This is a genomic window from Bacillus sp. OV322, assembly GCF_900112495.1.
In the GTDB taxonomy this organism is placed as follows: domain Bacteria; phylum Bacillota; class Bacilli; order Bacillales; family DSM-1321; genus Peribacillus.
In genome coordinates, this window is sequence record NZ_FOMA01000002.1 from 350,213 (window position 1) to 366,964 (window position 16,752).

Consider the following 16,752-nt stretch of genomic DNA (forward strand, 5'->3'; position numbering starts at 1 on the left):
ACACCCATGGCATTGTATGTATTGCGGCCGGATATTCCGTCGGCAGTCAGTCTTTTTGCGGATTGAAATCTTTTAACGGCACTAGTAGTTGAAGAACCGTAGTATGTAGTATATGAACCTGAATAGCTATAATAGCCTTTAATTTTTAATAGATTTTGGAGCTGCCTGACATCTGTACTTGTCATAGCAGGTTTAAGAGTTTTGTCTCCGATATTTGCGGAAGCCTGATGGCTGAAAAGCGGCGATAGCATAATGGCGGCAGCGGCTGCAACAGAAGCGATTACTTTTTTCATGATGTGTGTTGTTTCCTCCCGAATAATATCTTGGATAACTTGTACAATCATGGTAATACAGGAATGTTACAATAAACGTGCAATAATATTACAATTGTATTACAATTTTGAAATAGTAATCATTGGCAAATTTAATATAGGTAAATTTTGACACATGAACATATAATTTCTTAATATGATATAATTCGACTAGATGTTTATTTAATGGTAACAGGGGAGAATCGCATGATATCTAAAGTTAAAGAGCTTTTTAATGAAAGTTCAAAAGATTTGAAAAGACTATTTAAACTAACAGAAAAAGTAAATAAATTAGAGAAAAAGTATGAGAAATTGTCAGATTCAGAGTTAAAGGCATGTACAGAGGACTTTAAAGAGCAGCTGAGATCCGGCAAGACTATTGAGAATATTCAATCAGAGGCGTTTGCGGTTGTAAGGGAAGCTGCTAAAAGGGTAATGGGTCTCAGGCACTATGATGTGCAGCTGATTGGCGGAGCTGTTATGAATGAGGGCAGTATTGCCCAGATGAATACAGGGGAAGGAAAAACACTTGTTGCCACTCTTCCCAGCTATCTGCGCGCGCTTGAAGGAAAAGGAGTGCACATCATTACTGCGAATGAATACCTTGCCAGCCGCGATAAAGAACTAATGGGCCAGGTTCATGAATTTCTTGGCCTGACGGTAGGATTGAATATCTCCCAGATGGAAAACGCTGAAAAAAGAGCGGCCTATCAGGCTGATATCACGTACGGAACTGGAACAGAGTTTGGTTTTGACTATCTTCGTGACAACATGGTATTCCGTAAGGAAGATAAGGTCCAAAGGGGCCATCATTATGCGATTGTCGATGAAGTGGACAGTATTTTGATTGATGAAGCGAAGACACCTTTGATTATTGCCAACCAGTCCAGCGAGGGAGCCGAGCTGTTCAGGATTACCGCTGAGATTGTCAGGAATTTTAAAAAAGATGAGGATTATGATTTATTCCAGGATACGAAGCAAACCTTCTTAAGTGATGGAGGTTCGAAAAAGATTGAACATGCTTTTGGAATAGACAATCTGTATGAAGCAGAGCACCAGGAGCTTCTTCACCATGTGATGCAGTCTCTGCGTGCTTCCGTCATCATGAAAAAAGACGTGGATTACATTATCAAAGAAGGAAAGATTGTCATAATCGACCAGTTCACTGGAAGGGTTATGGAAGGCCGTACATTCAGCGAGGGCCTTCATCAGGCGATCGAAGCAAAGGAAGGCCTTGAAATTTCCGAAGAAAATGAAACACATGCAACGATTACTATCCAAAACTATTTCCGCATGTACAAAAACCTTTCCGGAATGACAGGCAGTGCCACACCTTCTAAAAAGGAATTCTGGGAAACGTACCGCTTGAACGTCGTCACCATCCCTACAAATAAAGAAGTCCGCCGCATCGATTATGAAGATCTGGTATATAAGGATCAGCCTTCAAAAATCAAGAAAATCATTGAAGAAGTCAGTGTGATGCACGGCAAAAAACGTCCGGTTCTGATCGGGACGACTTCTATTGAGCAATCTGAGAAATTATCGGCACATTTGAAGAAGGCCAAAATCAGGCATCAGATATTAAATGCCAAAACAGAAGAAGATGAAGCAAAAGTGATTTCAATGGCCGGCCAAAAAGGGCAGGTTATGCTTGCGACGAACATGGCTGGACGGGGAACGGACATCCTGCTTGGCGAAGGAGTCAGGGAACTTGGCGGCCTTCATATCATCGGAACGGAAAGGCATGAAAGCAACAGGATCGATATGCAGCTGAGAGGGCGTTCAGGACGCCAGGGAGATGAAGGTTCATCACAATTCATTATCTCGCTTGAAGATGATTTGTTCCTTTATTACGATGAAGAAGAAAAAGAACGCTATATGAAAAAAGTAAAAACAGACACTAACGGCCTTGTGCTTACTCCGGATCCCGTAAAGTTCACGAAAAAGGTCCAGGAAATGATCGAAAGCACACACTACAGCTCCCGCAGCCATCTGCTGAAGCTTGAAAATGTGCTGGATCAGCAGAGTAAGGTTGTATATTCGATGAGGGACAGGGTTCTTGATTTGCAAAGCGATGAAATGTTCCAGGAGCTGCTTCAGTATATGGAACGTTATATCGTTCAGATTATAGACAGATATTATCCGGAAGATCCTGCCGAATGGAATCATGAGGGGCTTGAATATGAACTTTCCATCTTGTTCTTTGCCCAGCATTTCCCGCAAGGAAGTCTGGCTGAGCTTGAGAAAGCTGAGGCAGAGAGTCTGATATGGAGCGAGTTTGCCCATTTGAAAGAAATGATTTCCACTCTCGAAGAAGATGAAGGGTTAAGCATGCAATTGAAGCAGTTCATGCTTTCGGCCATCGATACGAACTGGATCACCCATTTGAATCTGATGAGCCAGATTAAAGATGGAATCCATCTTCGCAGCTATGCACAGGATGATCCTTATGTTCAGTTTGAAAAAGAAGGAATGGCAGAATTCAAACAGCTGATTGCCGATATCGAGTCAGAAATCAGCATCCGCTTCTCCGAGTTCATGAAAAATGCCTATGATTATACAAATGAAGATGAAGAAGGTGAAGAGTGATGGGATTATTCAAGAAAAAATCACCTATGCCAGTTAAAGAACCAATCGCACAAACCCCAGAGAATCTGTCTGAAACACATGCTGACTTAGGGACGGATACAAGTTTGTATTTTCATCCTGATTGGGAGCTTAGCGCTTCCGAACAATATGTATACCGTTTCCGCCATCAGCAGCTGGAAGCTCTGAAGCCTAATCAATTATCAATTACAGGACTGAATATGGCAGAGCTTGACGGCGATATCATGGTTGTTGCATTTTTGCGCAACACTCTTCCGAAAGCCGTAAATTTTGAAGAAGTTGATCTGCTGCTGATTGATAAAGACGGAAAAGCATTTGCCAAGAAACAGTTCGAAATGGATGATATCGGTGAAATGCCGCCGATGTCCTGCATGCCATGGAGATTTCTGTTTTTGAAGGAAGACCGGGTATCCGAGGAAATTCCTGAAGACGGCTGGAAGATTGCCTTTCAGCTGAAGCAGCCCCAAAAGGAAGCTTTAGAGCTTGATAGTACATGGGAAAATCAGATTTCCGCCGAACAGCGCAAGTATCTGGAGGAAATGGTCACGAACCTTCCTAAACTGAATCCCGGAGAGATTAACTTAATGGGAATAGAAGCCACTATGAAAGATGATGGAACACTTGCTTGCGTGGTTCTTATCCGCAATGGAAACGATAAGAACATCAAGCTTGAGACCATTCCTCTAGTTGTGGAAGACGCTGATGGCGACATTGTCTGCCAGGGCGGATTTACACTAGAGAACTTTGAAGTGAAAGCAAATACCAGTAAGCCATGGACATTCATTTTCCCGGCTACGCTTATTACAAAGCCTCAGCCTAATTTTGAAAGGTGGAAGGTATATCCTCCGCAATCTTAATAAAGACGCAAAAAAACCTGTTCTTTTTGAACAGGTTTTTTCGTGCTTACTCTTGTTCTATGTATACTGTCGCCAGAAGGCTAAGCTTCCGCCGTTTTCTAGCCCTTATGTAAAGTCCGGCCAGTTGATTTGTATCTGGTCGCCTTCTATTTTTTCAAGTGTCCGGTATTTGAATGGAAGAAGATCGCTGTCAGGCTTGCCGATGAATTCTCTGATCAGCTCAAACGGCAGAAGTTCAAATTGATCGGATGCTTCGGAGATAAAGTATACCCCGGCAATTTGTCCGCTGCTGCTCATATCTAGTGTGAGAAATGCAGGATAATAAGTTTGGTCTTTTGCTTCAAGGATCCCTTTTGCAGTGATCTTGCCATCTGGCTCAGTTTCAACAGCATCGTTGCTGATTTTGTCCAGAACCTTTAATGCCCAGCCCGGCTTTTTGTAGCCGCCAATGATCTTGGGTGGGGTATTTTTTAATTGTTCTTTGAGATGGTTGATCTGATTTTGGTTATTATCCATGATCTATTCCTCCTTATAGTGAATACAAGTCCATGTCAGGCAACTTGCATACTCCTGATGTATATGTCAGGCACCGCCAAAAAGGCGGAAGCGGTGCCTGAACAGAAGCCTTGTCCTTTAAAATGCCGGATGATGGAGGCATTTTATACAGTGTAGGAGCCTGATCATCTTAAGAATGAAGAAATTACTGATTCTCTCCATTTCCTGGATCATTATAATTCGTTAAGCTTGGTGTTACGTAGATAGAGTTCACATTATGAATAATCATAACATACTTTATTTTATTTCTTTTAATATATTCATTCACCGTCATTTTGCTGTAGTGCCTTAAATCCAGGACTCTCGTTTCGCTAAAATGCCGGGAGAAAAATTGAATAGTAGGATTAGCATAGGAATCTTTAATAATCAGCAGACGCTGCGTTTTGTCTTTAACATTCGGGTTTTTCACTACTGATTCTGGATGGTCGCCGCCCATGTATGCGGCATACCTGTTTGTATATAAATCAGGAGCTGTCAGGAACTTTTCTGTGTAAAAGCTCTGGCCGCATTTGCCGTTGTAGCAGACATCAAGCGGTTTTTCTTTGAATTTAGGCTTCGCTACCGTGATTGTGTCAGGATGCTTAACAAAGGCAGCTGTAGTCTTTCTGGCATCCGATCCATAAAATTCTTTACCGCTTTCCGTCCAAGAGTAGTCTTCGAGATTGTGTGCCTTGGCTATCCCGCTTGCATCCTTCACCATTTTATTGATTACATACTGATAGGCATAAAAGGCTCCCTTAGCTTTCCAGTGATGGTCGGTATAGTAATACATATTATCTTCGTTAATATGCTTATTCACCGTCTCAAGAGGGCTGATGGGATTTGCAGCAGGATCAATCTGTTTCATTAAAAGCTGTGTGTCCTGCCGGCCATAGCTTGGGAAGTAGTCCGGGAATTTATCTTCCATGATAGTAGACTTATTCGGCATAAGCACAAAATACGTTTTAACGCCGAGTTTTTTTGAAGAAGCAGCAAAGGCGTTTATCCGTGCTGCAACCTCTTTCGCGCGATCTTCAGTGAACTTTGGCACTGGAGAGATAAGGTATCCGTCTTTATGGACATACACATCACGTACAACATTTTGTCCAAGAAGGTATTTGTTAAGCTTTGAATTAGCTTCAACAAATCTTTCTCTTGCAGGAAACTGATCGTTATAATAGGTTTCAAATCTTTTTGTATATTTTCCTGAAATGACAGAGTCAATGGTCGCGTCAGGCCGCTGTGCAAGCGCACGGTTTTCAAGCACTGATGAAGACAGATCTTCCTTGGTCCAGATCCAGATGGTGAAAAAGCAGAGCAGTCCCAAAAAGAAGAACAATAATATATAGTCATTGATTTTATGATTCATGAAACGTAAAGCCCCCAAATCTTATTTTAAAACTGGAAGTAAATAAACGGGTTGAATGAACTGGAAACAACCGAGAAAATCGCGATTAAAAGAACGATCATATAATAAGCTGTCTGTGTTGAGCTCCAGGCTGCAGCTGCAACACTTGAATTCGTTTTAGCTGACTGAATTTTTCCGATTGTCTTTCCATTAATAGCTTTTAATACTGGTGCCGCTCCTATTATGGCGAGCAGGATCAAAATACCATATTCGGAGAAATAGTAGGCAGCATTTCTGTCCCAGAAGCCAATTCCGTTAAAGCCGAACATCGTTTTAATATAACTTGCCGCATACGTGAATGTTTCGGCGCGGAAAAATACCCATCCGACCACTACGACAAGCAGCGCATATACATGCTGGATGAAAACAGGGACCGCTGCCAGCCATTTTCCGAGAAAAGCTTTCTCGAGCATAATAAATGCACCGTAGTATAATCCCCAGGCGATGAAGGTCCAGCTTGCCCCGTGCCATATTCCTGTTGCGAGCCAAACGATAAATAAGTTGCGGTATACCTGGAATGTTGTACCGCGGTTTCCGCCTAACGGTATGTACAGGTAATCCTTGAACCAGGATCCGAGTGAAATATGCCATCTTCTCCAAAATTCCGCAACGGAACGGGAGATGTACGGATAATTGAAATTTTCAAGAAAGTGAAAACCGAACATTCTGCCAAGCCCGATTGCCATATCGGAGTAACCGGAGAAGTCAAAATATATTTGCAGCGAGTAGGCAATGATACCGATCCAGGCCATCCCCGTTGACATGTGATCTGGGTCCATGGCAAAAACATGGTCGGCGACCCATCCGCAGTTATTGGCGAGGAACATTTTCTTTCCAAGTCCAATAATGAAACGTTTTGTTCCATATGCGAATTTTTCCAGTGTCTCTTCACGCACGGTAATCTGTTTGGCTACTGTCTGATACCGGACAATCGGCCCGGCGATCAATTGGGGGAATAGAGAGATATAAAGCGCCATATTCAGCGGGTTCCTCTGCAATGCGCCATCTTTGCGGTAAACGTCGATCACATAGCTCATTCCATGGAATGTGAAAAATGAGATGCCCCATGGAAGCGGAATATCCGGAACATCAAGTGATGAGTGAAATATCGAGTTAATGTTCGCAACCACAAACGCGGCATACTTGAAGATTCCAAGCAAGGCCAGGTTAGCGGTCACCATTGCGGCAATGATCCATTTGACGGTGGTTTTCTTGTTTTTGTTCGAATTGACGATTAAAGCAAAAAAGTAGTTAAGCACAATGGAGAGAAGCATGATTAAAACGAACTTTGGCTCACCCCACGCATAAAATAGCAAACTTGCACCGAGCAGCCAGATGTTTCTGAGTTTTCTCGGGATAATAAAATAGCCTAATAGAACAATGGGCAAAAATAAAAATAGGAACACTGTAGAACTAAATAGCATGATTTTTATACCTTCCTAGTAAAAAAAGTCTGTTTACAATCTCATACATTTTACTAATAATCGGTTGTATGTACAAGGGCATTCATAGAATTGTCAGTCAATAGAGTCATTGAAAAATATGGAATTCGAGTAATGTCATCAGATGAAAAGGTTATCCATTCTGCTAATTCGGCTGAAGAGATTCAAAAAGCTTACGCCGGAAAGAAGGCGTTTGCATCCTCTGTTCCTGCAAAAAACCAGGCAGCTGAGGCCGGCCTGGTTCTTCAGGTTTTATAAGCTTCTATAACCTGCGAATCTGGTTTGATAGTAAGACATGCTGAGTGAGCTGATTTGCACGCCTTTACTCGAGCTGGCATGAATGAACTGTCCATTTCCTATGTAAATCCCCATATGCGAAATGAGGGCCGAGCTTGCCGGATTGGTAGAAAAGAAAACCAAGTCGCCGGGTTTAGGAGTTGCTACGGATTTGCCAAGGTCATAATAAGTGGCTGCAGAAACTCTTGAAATCTGGTAGCCGGAATTTTTAAAAACGTAATAAATGAAACCGCTGCAGTCAAAGCCGTCAGGTGAAGCTCCAGCCCATGAGTATGGCACACCGATCATTTTCTTTGCCATCGCAATTACAGAGCTTGCGTCCTTGGCTGGAAGCGGATTTGGCTTTGCTTCAGCAGGAGGAGCCGGTGCTGGTGCAGTTCCGCTTTTAGGAATCAGCAGGCTTTGCCCTACAGTGAGTGCATCAGTTTTTAAATGATTGAAATCAATGATGCTTTGCGGGGAAGTTTTAAATTGAGAAGCGATTTTCCATAAGCTGTCGCCAGACTTTACAAGATATGCAGAGCTTTCGGTCTTGCCTTCTGTATTGGCAGGCTTCGGCAGTGTCAGCACGGTCGTTTGTTTAGTTTGTGAGATAATCAGTTTTTGACCTATGTATATACTGGCTGTTTTAAGATTGTTTAGTTTTTTCAGTTCAGCCAGAGTGAGAGAATATTTATTGGCAATTTTGATTAAGGAGTCTCCCTTTGCGACTGTGTATGTAACTGCATTGGCTTTCTTTATTGTGATCTTGTTATCTGGAACCGTCAGCTTCTGATTGATGCGCAGGCTATCAGAAGTCAGTTTGTTCATTTGTTTAAGCTTGGTAACGGTTATATGGTGAGCGCTGGCGATTTTTGAGAGGCTGTCGCCGCTTTTTACGATATATGTATCAGCAAGTGCCGGGGAGGCGAATGCGGATGATATAACCGCTGCAGCTGACAGTGTGACAATGCCCTTGTTCATTAATTTCCCACCTCGACGTCTTTTTTCCTATTCTACCAAATAAAGAATTGCAAGATATATTACAATTTGATTACAATTGGCGATTTAACAATTTGTATGCTGAATTTTAGTTTAATTGCTTGATATATGTAAAATAGCGTCATTTTAGTGGTGCTGCAGTTGGGTGGAGGCGTCTTTTGGGAATTCGCTCGAATGGAGGCGGATTTGGCTCTAATCAGAAGGAATTTGGCTCGAATCGGTGTGTAACTGGCTCGAATCAGGCCCTATTTGGCACTATTATCCATTAAAATGGAAATTATGAGCGTTTCCGATGTCGCTGAAGTTGGGCGGGAGGAGCGGTCTTTTGGAATTCGCTCGAATGGAGGTTGATTTGGCTCTATTCAGAAGGAAATTAGCTCGAATGAGGCCTAATCGGGCACTATTATCCATTAAAATGGAAATTATGAGAGTTTCTGAGCCGCTGAAGTTGGGCGGGAGGAGCGGTCTTTTAGGAATTCGCTCGAATGGAGGTTGATTTGGCTCGAATCAGAAGGAATTTGGCACGAATCGGTGTGTAACTGGCTCGAATCAGGCCTAATTCAGCACTATTATCCAATTAAATGGAAATACCGAGCGCTCCCCGCCAAAAAAAAGCCAATGACAGCGGCTGTCATTGGCTTTTCACATTTACTAGTTTAAAAGTAGAACTAGTTTTAGTACTTTTATTGCCGGCATTATCAACCGCTTTAACCAAAAACCTGTAACTTCCGTTCGAAGCTTGTGCGTTGGCAGCGTGCTTCCCATCCCAGCCGGCGGTGGATATTCCTTGCGGGAGGGATTTTCCGGAGATCAGTGTTTTAATCGTCTGGTTTTTGCTGTTCATGATAGACACACTTGCTTTTGCTTTTTCATTCAGGCCGATCTTGACAGATATCCTGCTGCTTCCTGACGGTTTAAATGTATGAGCCGATTTCAGGGAAATAGAAGGAGGCGTGCTGTCGGCAATCAGCTTCAAGCTTACAGGAGCACTTTCTCTTCCTGCTGTGTCTTTTGCAGACATTGCTAACGTATAGGAGCCGTCAGGAACGGTTTCGCCCTTGCTGTTTTTCCCGTCCCACTTCAGCGTAGTTTTTCCGCCGTTTAAGGTCTTGTTTGACAACAGCGTTTTTACGGTTTTACCTGTTTTGTCCGTGACTGCAGCTGTAAGGGCCGTGTTTTTATTCAGCTCAATAGGCACGATCAATGTCTTTTTTGCGGCCGGTGAAAAGGCTGGGATTGTGCTGCTGGCACTCACACGGGGAATGACAGAGTCGTTAATGGTGATATAAGAGCTTTTGAATAGAGTATGCTTCCCGTTCGTGACTCTTGCCGTCATTTTATATCTTCCTTGTGGTGCAAATGCCCCGCTGGTCAATTTCCCGTTCCATGTGAAAGAAAGAGGAGTATCAGAGAGAGTTTTATTCCTGGTTATTATGCTGACTACTTTATGATTTTGATTTGTTACATAAAGGGATGCTTTTGTCAGCTGTTGAGCTGAAAACTGCACAGATATCGTGTTCTTTCCGTTCTCGTTAAGGGTGCTGCCAGAAAGCTTTAAACTGGACACGGGACTCGGAGTGTTTATTAATGCCTGGTTTGCATCAGGAAGTCCGTATCCGAAGTATTTGTCCCGGCCTTTTTCGCCAAGGTCAGCTGCGGATTTCTTTAAAATGCTGATGACCCCATCCGGCTTTAAAAAAGGATTTTTCGATAAAATCAGGGCTGCTGCACCAGCAATAGCAGGTGAGGCCATGGAGGTTCCGCTCAGGTATCCATAAGAACTATGAGGCATTGTTGAGTAAATATCTGTTCCTGGTGCAGTGAAGTCAATATAAGTTCCGTAATTAGAAAAGGGTGCGGCATGCTTTTCTGGATCAATGGCACTAACGCCGACGACAGATTTCAAGGCTGCAGGATAGCATAGTTTGCTTGTATGATCATTCCCGGCCGCTGCAGTGATGAATACTCCATGTGAAGAGGCGTATTTCACGGCGTAGTCCATGATTGATGAATAGTCGCTCATGGTCAGGCTAAGGTTGATGACATCGGCTCCTGCTTTCACTGAGTGGATGATCGCATCTGCAATATCATAGTCGCTTGAATCATTGCCCGTGAACACATTGACCGGCATGATACTTACTCCAGGCGCAATGCCGACTGTACCGCTCTTATTGACAGCGGCGCCGATTATTCCGGCAACATGTGTCCCGTGCTCATCAGCAGGAATGGTTTTAGTGCCAGTCACCGCATTATAAGGAGTGATGATTCTGCCCTGAAATTCAGGGTGTGTCACCTGCATTCCCCCGTCGATGACGGCCACTTTAATATCACTGGAACCGCGTGTAGTATCCCATGCTTGTTCAGCATGCATCATGGGAACATTCCATTGCTTGCGGTATCCGCTGTCGCTTGGAATGTAACTTGCTTTCACAAGATAATTCAGCTGAACATCCTTAATTCGGCTGTCCTTTTTAAGCATATTGGCCGTTTTCATTAGGTTTGTATGTACAGGGAAGGCCAACCTTGAAAAACCCCCTGTTTGCAGTTCGTCATTTTCAATGGCTCCGTATGTTTTCAAAATATCCTCTTTTTGCTGCGTGTTTACAGCATCCCGAAATTTAATGATTAAATGATTTTTGCTGTATGAGCTGTCCGTCTGGAAAAGCTGCCGGGAAGAATTCTTGTGCAGCACATCCTTGTTAGGTGCAGCATCCGCATCTCCTGCACTCATGAAGCTGAGTGAAAGTGCACAAATAACTGAAAGTAGAGGTTTCATCTTCAGTCTCCTGTCTGTTTCTGCATAGTTTGTAATCTTTCAAACCTGCAATCTATCATCATTTTATCATGGCAAAACAGCAAATCACATTGGCCTACAGAGCCATTTTTTAAGAAAAGAAAAAGGATGAATTTTAATATAATGTAAAAAAGTGTTAACAATAATGTGGGTTTCTAGGATAATAGAAGTGCGGACGCGGAACTTATGAAAAAATTACCATGTAAAAGGTGAGTTATAGCTTCCGATATTACTATAAGATGCTAGTGTTTTACCAATTTAATAAGCACTGCAGGCTATTAGCATTGTGGAAATGAATCAAAGGAATTAAATTTACAGAATCAACAAACTATTAAAGGTCTGGAAAGGATGTCATGATGAAGAATATCGGCAAGGCGCTGATTTTATCAACAAGTATTTTTGCTGGAGCGGCGGCATATGTAAATTCAACGGGGAATCTGCAGGCAGAGGCCAGCAGCATCACTTCAATCAGCAAAACTTCATTTCAAACTACAGCCAATTTAAATATAAGAATGTCAGCCAACTTAAAGGCCAAGCTGATTGTCACTGTTCCGAAGGGCAAGATCGTGACGGCCACTCAAAGAATAGGAACCTGGTACAAAATTTCCTATACCTATAAATCAGGCGGGAAGAATGTTACGAAGTCAGGCTGGGCAAGCGGCAATTACCTGAATGGTGTGAAAGTCCCAATCTCACCCGTCTATCTTTTTACAAATAAAACCTCTAAGCTTTATTCCTCACCGGATACCAAAAAGAAGGAAGTTTACTCAGTTGCTAGCAATACCGGTTTTTATTCAAAAATAAAAGTGGTAAATAGCGCAGGACAAACATGGTACCAGATTTCCTATAAAGGAAAAACTTTATACGTAAACAGCAGTTATACTGCAAAGAAAACTGCTTCATCATTCTCGCAGACTAAATATACTGCTGAAAAGGATACCTATATCTATCAAAGCTACGGAAGCTCTTATACTAAAATCATTAAAGTGCCAAAGTCGGCAATCGTCACCTCCAAAAGCAAAGTTGGAGATTGGTATGCGGTTTCCTACGGCGGAAAATCCGGATACACCATGAGTGCTGATCTTGCTAAATATAATGAAGTGACCTTCAAGCTGATTGATACAGATGAAACCTATTACTTTTCTAAATCATCCATTAAACTCTATTCAGCACCGGATTCCACTAAGCAACCCGTCTTATCCTCAGGAGCTAACGAGGGCTTTGTGTCAAAGAAAGAGGCAGTGAACAGCCTTGGCGAAACTTGGTACTCTGTGGAGATGAACGGCAAAAATTATTACGTAAAAAATTCAGATGTGACCAGTGAAGCCTTTATTCCGGTATCAGCATCCAAATTTAAACTAACGGCAGCGTCCAGCTTGTATGTATTATTTGGGCCTCAATATAAAGTGCTCGCAAATGTGCCAAAGGACACCATTGTTACTCCTGATAAAAAAATCGGCAGCTGGTATCATGTTTCCTTTGAAGGGCAGTCTGGATATATTTCTGAAAGTGAATTGGCTCCGTATACCGATTATACTGAGCAGAAAATTACGCAGACAACATTTGTGACAACCTCCGAACTGAACATCAGAGGGTCTGCTGATGCAGCTTCCGGACTTTTGTCGGTCATTCCTGCCAGCACCCTTGTTGCGGCGGATTATAAAACGTCAAATGGCTGGTATAAAGTAGCCTATGATGGAAAAATAGGTTATGTTTCAGGAAGCTATCTGAAACAGGTAGTTACTGGAGACCCGCTGACAAGCCATGACAGCTACCAGTTTATTGACCTGCGTACAAAATCTAATGTTACGGCTGCACAAATCAATGGCTATATTGCGAAAAACTTGAAGGCTGGACAGGTTAGTGTATTAACGAATAAAGGCCAGTCATTCATTGATGCAGGAAATAGATATGGAGTGAATGCTCTGTACCTTGCCGCACACGCCATACATGAAAGTGATTTTGGCAGATCTAACATTTCGCTGGGTAAAAATAATTTATTTGGCTTTGGAGCATTCGATATTTCTCCATTTGTTGCTTCATACCGTTTTTCGACGATAGATTTGTGTATTAATTATATTGCTGCTGAGATAAAATCCACGTACTTAAATAAGGCCAACTGGAAATATAGTGGAGCATATCTTGGATTCAGTACAAAAGATATGAAGAATACCCGCATCAATCAAAATAGTGAAGGCATGAACTTTTACTATGCGAGCGATCCTAACTGGGGAAAATCGATTGCAAGGCATATGGAAAATATGCTTCCTTATGATAAAGCTTACTACAAAAATGCAGTGATTAATCCAACTGTTCCAGGCCAGCCTGGCATACCGGGCGGAAGCGACGTTTTTCCAGCAGGCATAACCGCAGTAGCAAAACAGGATCTGGTTTTAAACAGCGCTAAGGGCGTGAACGATAAAGTAAAAACTATCAAATCTGGATCATCATTCAATTTGCTGGAAAAAACGAATGATTACTGGGTAAGAGTATCAGTCAACAATGTGGAATATTGGATAAACACTATCAAATTCGATAAATATAAAAACTATCTTGCCGTACAGAATCTGGGCAGAATCACCGGTGCAAGCTCTGTTAACATCAGGAAAGACGCAACTGTGTCATCTGATATTCTTGGTTCTTATAAATTGAATAACTATGTTTCGATTGTTCCGCAAAAAGATGGCACTGCCACAATGAATAGCACAAAAACATGGTATAAAGTACAGCTTTCCGATGGAACTTTTGCATGGGTCAGCGCCACATATGTAGCACGTGAACTTCAATAAACCACATGGACTCCGCAAATGCGGGGTCTTTTGTTGTTTTAGCGGGTATGTCGTGTTCAATAGTTTAGAGTGAAAAAAGTGGTTTCAGGCAGGCGCTCTAAAAGTGAAATCTCCAAATAATTGGATAATAGTACCGGATTAGACTGGATTCGAGCCAATTCATTGTTAATTAGAGCCAGATTCCTGCTCATTTCGAGCGAATTGCCGGATTCGTCTAAAATAGGGCATAAAAAAGCAGGCCCCCATTTTATCAGGGTGCCTGCACCGTCTTTTACTTGATTAAATATGTTGGAACGTCGAGCTGCATGGTGTATTTGGATAGCTGGGCATACATTTGTGAGATCCTGGAGGTTTGTTTGAACGCCCACCCAATATCAGTAGCGTATTGGTGTGTGGCATAGCCTTTTGTGACCATTCCATCTGGATTCCAGCGCATTTTGTAAAGTGTATCCTGTCCGGCATTTACATAGCCGTCACCGATGAATTTCGCTCCTCCGATAATTGCTGCTTCCGGAGTGAACCAGCCTGCGCTATAGGCGTACTCGGAGCCGCATCGTTCCGGACAGGAATCCTTTGCCCCGATTCCGTACATATTATAAACCGTTTTAGGAGTCACGGCCTTGCCGTTTACACTTTTAACAAGAATACCATTGGATAACGTAGAACTGCCGTTTCCTGTTTCAAGCAGCGAATGGCTGATTAAGTAGATTTCATTGACTCCGTATGTTTTGCTTGCTGAAAGATAGGAAGAAGCCTTTCCTGTAAGGATTCCTTTACTTTTTAAAATTGTGTTATTAATTTCAGATGCATCTGTTCCTGCTGGTTTTGATAGTGTTAGAAATTGATAAAATGAGCTGGATGTTTGAATGAAGTTTCCTGGATCAACATAATATTTCACCTGGCTGCTTGAAGCTGTCTTCCAGGAGCCGGATGAGTCAGTCTGCGGATTCACCTTCATTTGCAGGGAAACTGCATCATCATAGGTTAAATCATAGTAAGATAATCCCTGTACATCACTGCTTTTAATATAGCCAGTAGTTTTTACGCCGCTGATATAGACGCTCGTTTCGAACCAGTTATCTGAAAGAGTGCTGTATTTCAGGATTGAACGCTCGCTGTAGCTTTTCAGAACCTTGGATACAGCTGCCGCCTTGGAATAAATCTTAGTCGGACTCTTCATAGCCACCCCGCTTAATGACTGTTTGGTGCTCCATAGGTTTTCGAGGTCGCTTTTCTTGATATAGCCTGTCGTTGCTTTTCCGCTGATAAAAATATTGCACTCCATCCAGCTTGCAGAAAGAGTTTTATACTTTAGAATTGTTCCCGCCTCGTAGCTTCTTAACACCTTAGAGCCTGAATAGGCGGTGCTGTAAACTTTGGTCGGGCTGCTTTTTCCGATGCCTTGCAGGTTTTTTTGTTCATCAGCAAGTTTTTCAGCATCGCTTACACTCAAGTAACCGGTTTTTTGAATGCCATTCACGTAGAATTTGGCTTCATACCAGTTTTTCGAGAAGGTTTTAAAGACTAAAACCTTTCCTGCCTCATAGCTTTTGAGGGTTTTTGAACTTAACGAAGCTTTTTCATGCATGATTGTAGGGTTTTTTAATGTTAATCCTTTTCCCGATTGCTGTGATGATAACAGGTTTTCTGCATCACTGGCCTTCAGGTATCCAATGACTGCCTTGCCATTTACATAAAATCTGGCTTGATACCAGCTTGAAGTAAAGGTTTTATATGTTAAAACAGTTCCCGGCTGGTAGGTTTTCAGCACTTTAGAGCCGGCTGATGCACTGGAATACATATTGGTGGGGGTTTTTAATGCGATTCCGCGAAGAGTTTGCGGATTATCGGTGACATTTTCAACATCACTTGCGCTTATGTAGCCAATTGTTGCTTGGCCATTTATGAAAATCCTTGCCTTGTACCAGCTGGAGGTATACGCCTGATATTTTAACGCAGTTCCCTGGCTGTAGCTTTTAAGTGCTTTTGAACTTGTTGAAGCAGAGGTGTATATATGTGTAGGGCTCTTTAGGGCAATACCCTGAGTCAGTGGCAGTGATGAATCCCATACCGGGTCTTCTGCAGCAAAAGCCGCGGGGCCAGTTAGAGACAATAAAGACAGCAATAATGAAAGCGACAAGATAAACATACAAGCTTTTCTCATTTTTTTGATAACATCCCCTGTTTTAATAGTTTAAGGAAACTATGGTTCTATCTATCTTTAATCCCTCAATTTCCCTTTTACTATTGTAACATACGATTTTATGGTTAAAAGACCATATTTTTCTTTGGCATAATTTACATGTTTAATTTTTAGGAAGAGTGAATACAAAGAGCAGGCAGGGGAGCATGAAAACAGAAAGCTGCATGATATTCTTAAAAAGTTGCATGAATCTGGAGGAAAGCTGCAAGATTATTTGAAAAGTTGCATGATTCTGGAGGAAAGCTGCACGATTTCTTTAAAAAGTCGCATGATTTATAGGGAAAGCTGCATAATCAGGTCGGTAAACTTTTGCTTATCACGAAATATTATTAAGTTCACGAAATAAAAGGCTCTTTTCTTAAAGATTGTTGATTTTTAATAAGTTCTGTGAGGCGATCCTATTGTAAGACAGGTTGATTGGAGCGTAAGGTGCGAGACTCCTGCGGGCTCACCGGCCGCCCCGCGGAAAGCGAGCATCGTGGAGCGGAAATCAACCACTTTGTTTAATAGCAACAAAGTTTACGAAAAC

The 16,752-nt window shown here is 42.2% G+C and carries 10 protein-coding genes and 1 pseudogene; 4 read left to right on the forward strand and 7 right to left on the reverse strand.

What is annotated here, in order from left to right:
• Nucleotides 1–17 precede the first annotated feature (17 nt).
• A pseudogene (locus BM126_RS23255) lies at nucleotides 18–344 on the reverse strand (peptidoglycan-binding protein); the annotation flags it as partial.
• Nucleotides 345–518: 174 nt separating this feature from the next.
• Between BM126_RS23255 and secA2 the strand changes: the two are divergent.
• Together secA2 and BM126_RS06025 are read left to right on the forward strand one after the other, a co-directional pair.
• Nucleotides 519–2,900, forward strand: coding sequence for an accessory Sec system translocase SecA2 (gene secA2 / locus BM126_RS06020; RefSeq protein WP_090988671.1), 2,382 nt, complete (start codon nucleotides 519–521; stop codon nucleotides 2,898–2,900).
• The gene (locus BM126_RS06025) at nucleotides 2,900–3,775 is read left to right on the forward strand and encodes an accessory Sec system S-layer assembly protein (protein ID WP_090988672.1); all 876 of its coding nucleotides are present in this window, start codon (nucleotides 2,900–2,902) and stop codon (nucleotides 3,773–3,775) included. Before secA2 ends, BM126_RS06025 begins: the two co-directional genes overlap by 1 nt.
• A 105-nt stretch (nucleotides 3,776–3,880) precedes the next feature.
• Here BM126_RS06025 and BM126_RS06030 read toward each other — a convergent pair whose 3' ends face one another.
• The 3 genes from BM126_RS06030 to BM126_RS06040 all read right to left on the reverse strand — a co-directional run bounded on the left by BM126_RS06030 (nucleotide 3,881) and on the right by BM126_RS06040 (nucleotide 7,141).
• Nucleotides 3,881–4,291: a hypothetical protein gene (locus tag BM126_RS06030; protein ID WP_071351801.1), complete on the reverse strand. Its 411-nt coding sequence runs from the start codon at nucleotides 4,289–4,291 to the stop codon at nucleotides 3,881–3,883.
• 184 nt (nucleotides 4,292–4,475) lie between these two features.
• On the reverse strand, nucleotides 4,476–5,678 hold the full coding sequence (locus BM126_RS06035) for a DHHW family protein (RefSeq protein WP_090988673.1): 1,203 nt from the start codon (nucleotides 5,676–5,678) through the stop codon (nucleotides 4,476–4,478).
• A 26-nt stretch (nucleotides 5,679–5,704) separates the two neighbouring features.
• On the reverse strand, nucleotides 5,705–7,141 hold the full coding sequence (locus tag BM126_RS06040) for an MBOAT family O-acyltransferase (RefSeq protein WP_090988674.1): 1,437 nt from the start codon (nucleotides 7,139–7,141) through the stop codon (nucleotides 5,705–5,707).
• Between the two features lie 90 nt (nucleotides 7,142–7,231).
• On the opposite strand from BM126_RS06040, the gene BM126_RS21875 reads away from it, so the two are divergent.
• Nucleotides 7,232–7,417 (forward strand): hypothetical protein, encoded by a 186-nt coding sequence (locus BM126_RS21875; protein ID WP_141770030.1) that lies wholly within the window; start codon nucleotides 7,232–7,234, stop codon nucleotides 7,415–7,417.
• On the opposite strand, the gene BM126_RS06045 is transcribed toward BM126_RS21875, so the two are convergent.
• Entirely contained in the window at nucleotides 7,412–8,419 is a 1,008-nt protein-coding gene (locus BM126_RS06045) for a C40 family peptidase (RefSeq protein WP_090988675.1), read from the reverse strand. The genes BM126_RS21875 and BM126_RS06045 overlap by 6 nt on opposite strands.
• 649 nt (nucleotides 8,420–9,068) lie before the next feature.
• Nucleotides 9,069–11,213 carry a S8 family serine peptidase gene (locus BM126_RS06050; RefSeq protein WP_090988676.1) on the reverse strand — a complete coding sequence of 715 codons (2,145 nt, stop codon included), beginning with the start codon at nucleotides 11,211–11,213 and terminating at the stop codon, nucleotides 9,069–9,071.
• A gap of 374 nt (nucleotides 11,214–11,587) precedes the next feature.
• Here BM126_RS06050 and BM126_RS06055 point away from each other — a divergent pair, with 374 nt between their 5' ends.
• Nucleotides 11,588–14,020 carry an SH3 domain-containing protein gene (locus BM126_RS06055; protein WP_177201328.1) on the forward strand — a complete coding sequence of 811 codons (2,433 nt, stop codon included), beginning with the start codon at nucleotides 11,588–11,590 and terminating at the stop codon, nucleotides 14,018–14,020.
• Nucleotides 14,021–14,291: 271 nt separating this feature from the next.
• On the opposite strand, the gene BM126_RS06060 is transcribed toward BM126_RS06055, so the two are convergent.
• On the reverse strand, nucleotides 14,292–16,169 hold the full coding sequence (locus tag BM126_RS06060) for an N-acetylglucosaminidase (protein ID WP_256212992.1): 1,878 nt from the start codon (nucleotides 16,167–16,169) through the stop codon (nucleotides 14,292–14,294).
• Nucleotides 16,170–16,752 lie beyond the last annotated feature (583 nt).

Excerpts from the sequence above, each read along its gene's own strand:
- BM126_RS06030 (WP_071351801.1), bottom strand. The coding sequence starts at position 4,291 with ATGGATAATAACCAAAATCAGATCAACCATCTCAAAGAACAATTAAAA.
- BM126_RS06035 (WP_090988673.1), bottom strand. The coding sequence starts at position 5,678 with ATGAATCATAAAATCAATGACTATATATTATTGTTCTTCTTTTTGGGA.
- BM126_RS06055 (WP_177201328.1), top strand. The coding sequence starts at position 11,588 with ATGAAGAATATCGGCAAGGCGCTGATTTTATCAACAAGTATTTTTGCT.
- BM126_RS06045 (WP_090988675.1), bottom strand. The coding sequence starts at position 8,419 with ATGAACAAGGGCATTGTCACACTGTCAGCTGCAGCGGTTATATCATCC.
- BM126_RS06050 (WP_090988676.1), bottom strand. The coding sequence starts at position 11,213 with ATGAAACCTCTACTTTCAGTTATTTGTGCACTTTCACTCAGCTTCATG.
- BM126_RS06040 (WP_090988674.1), bottom strand. The coding sequence starts at position 7,141 with ATGCTATTTAGTTCTACAGTGTTCCTATTTTTATTTTTGCCCATTGTT.
- secA2 (WP_090988671.1), top strand. The coding sequence starts at position 519 with ATGATATCTAAAGTTAAAGAGCTTTTTAATGAAAGTTCAAAAGATTTG.
- BM126_RS06060 (WP_256212992.1), bottom strand. The coding sequence starts at position 16,169 with ATGTTTATCTTGTCGCTTTCATTATTGCTGTCTTTATTGTCTCTAACT.
- BM126_RS06025 (WP_090988672.1), top strand. The coding sequence starts at position 2,900 with ATGGGATTATTCAAGAAAAAATCACCTATGCCAGTTAAAGAACCAATC.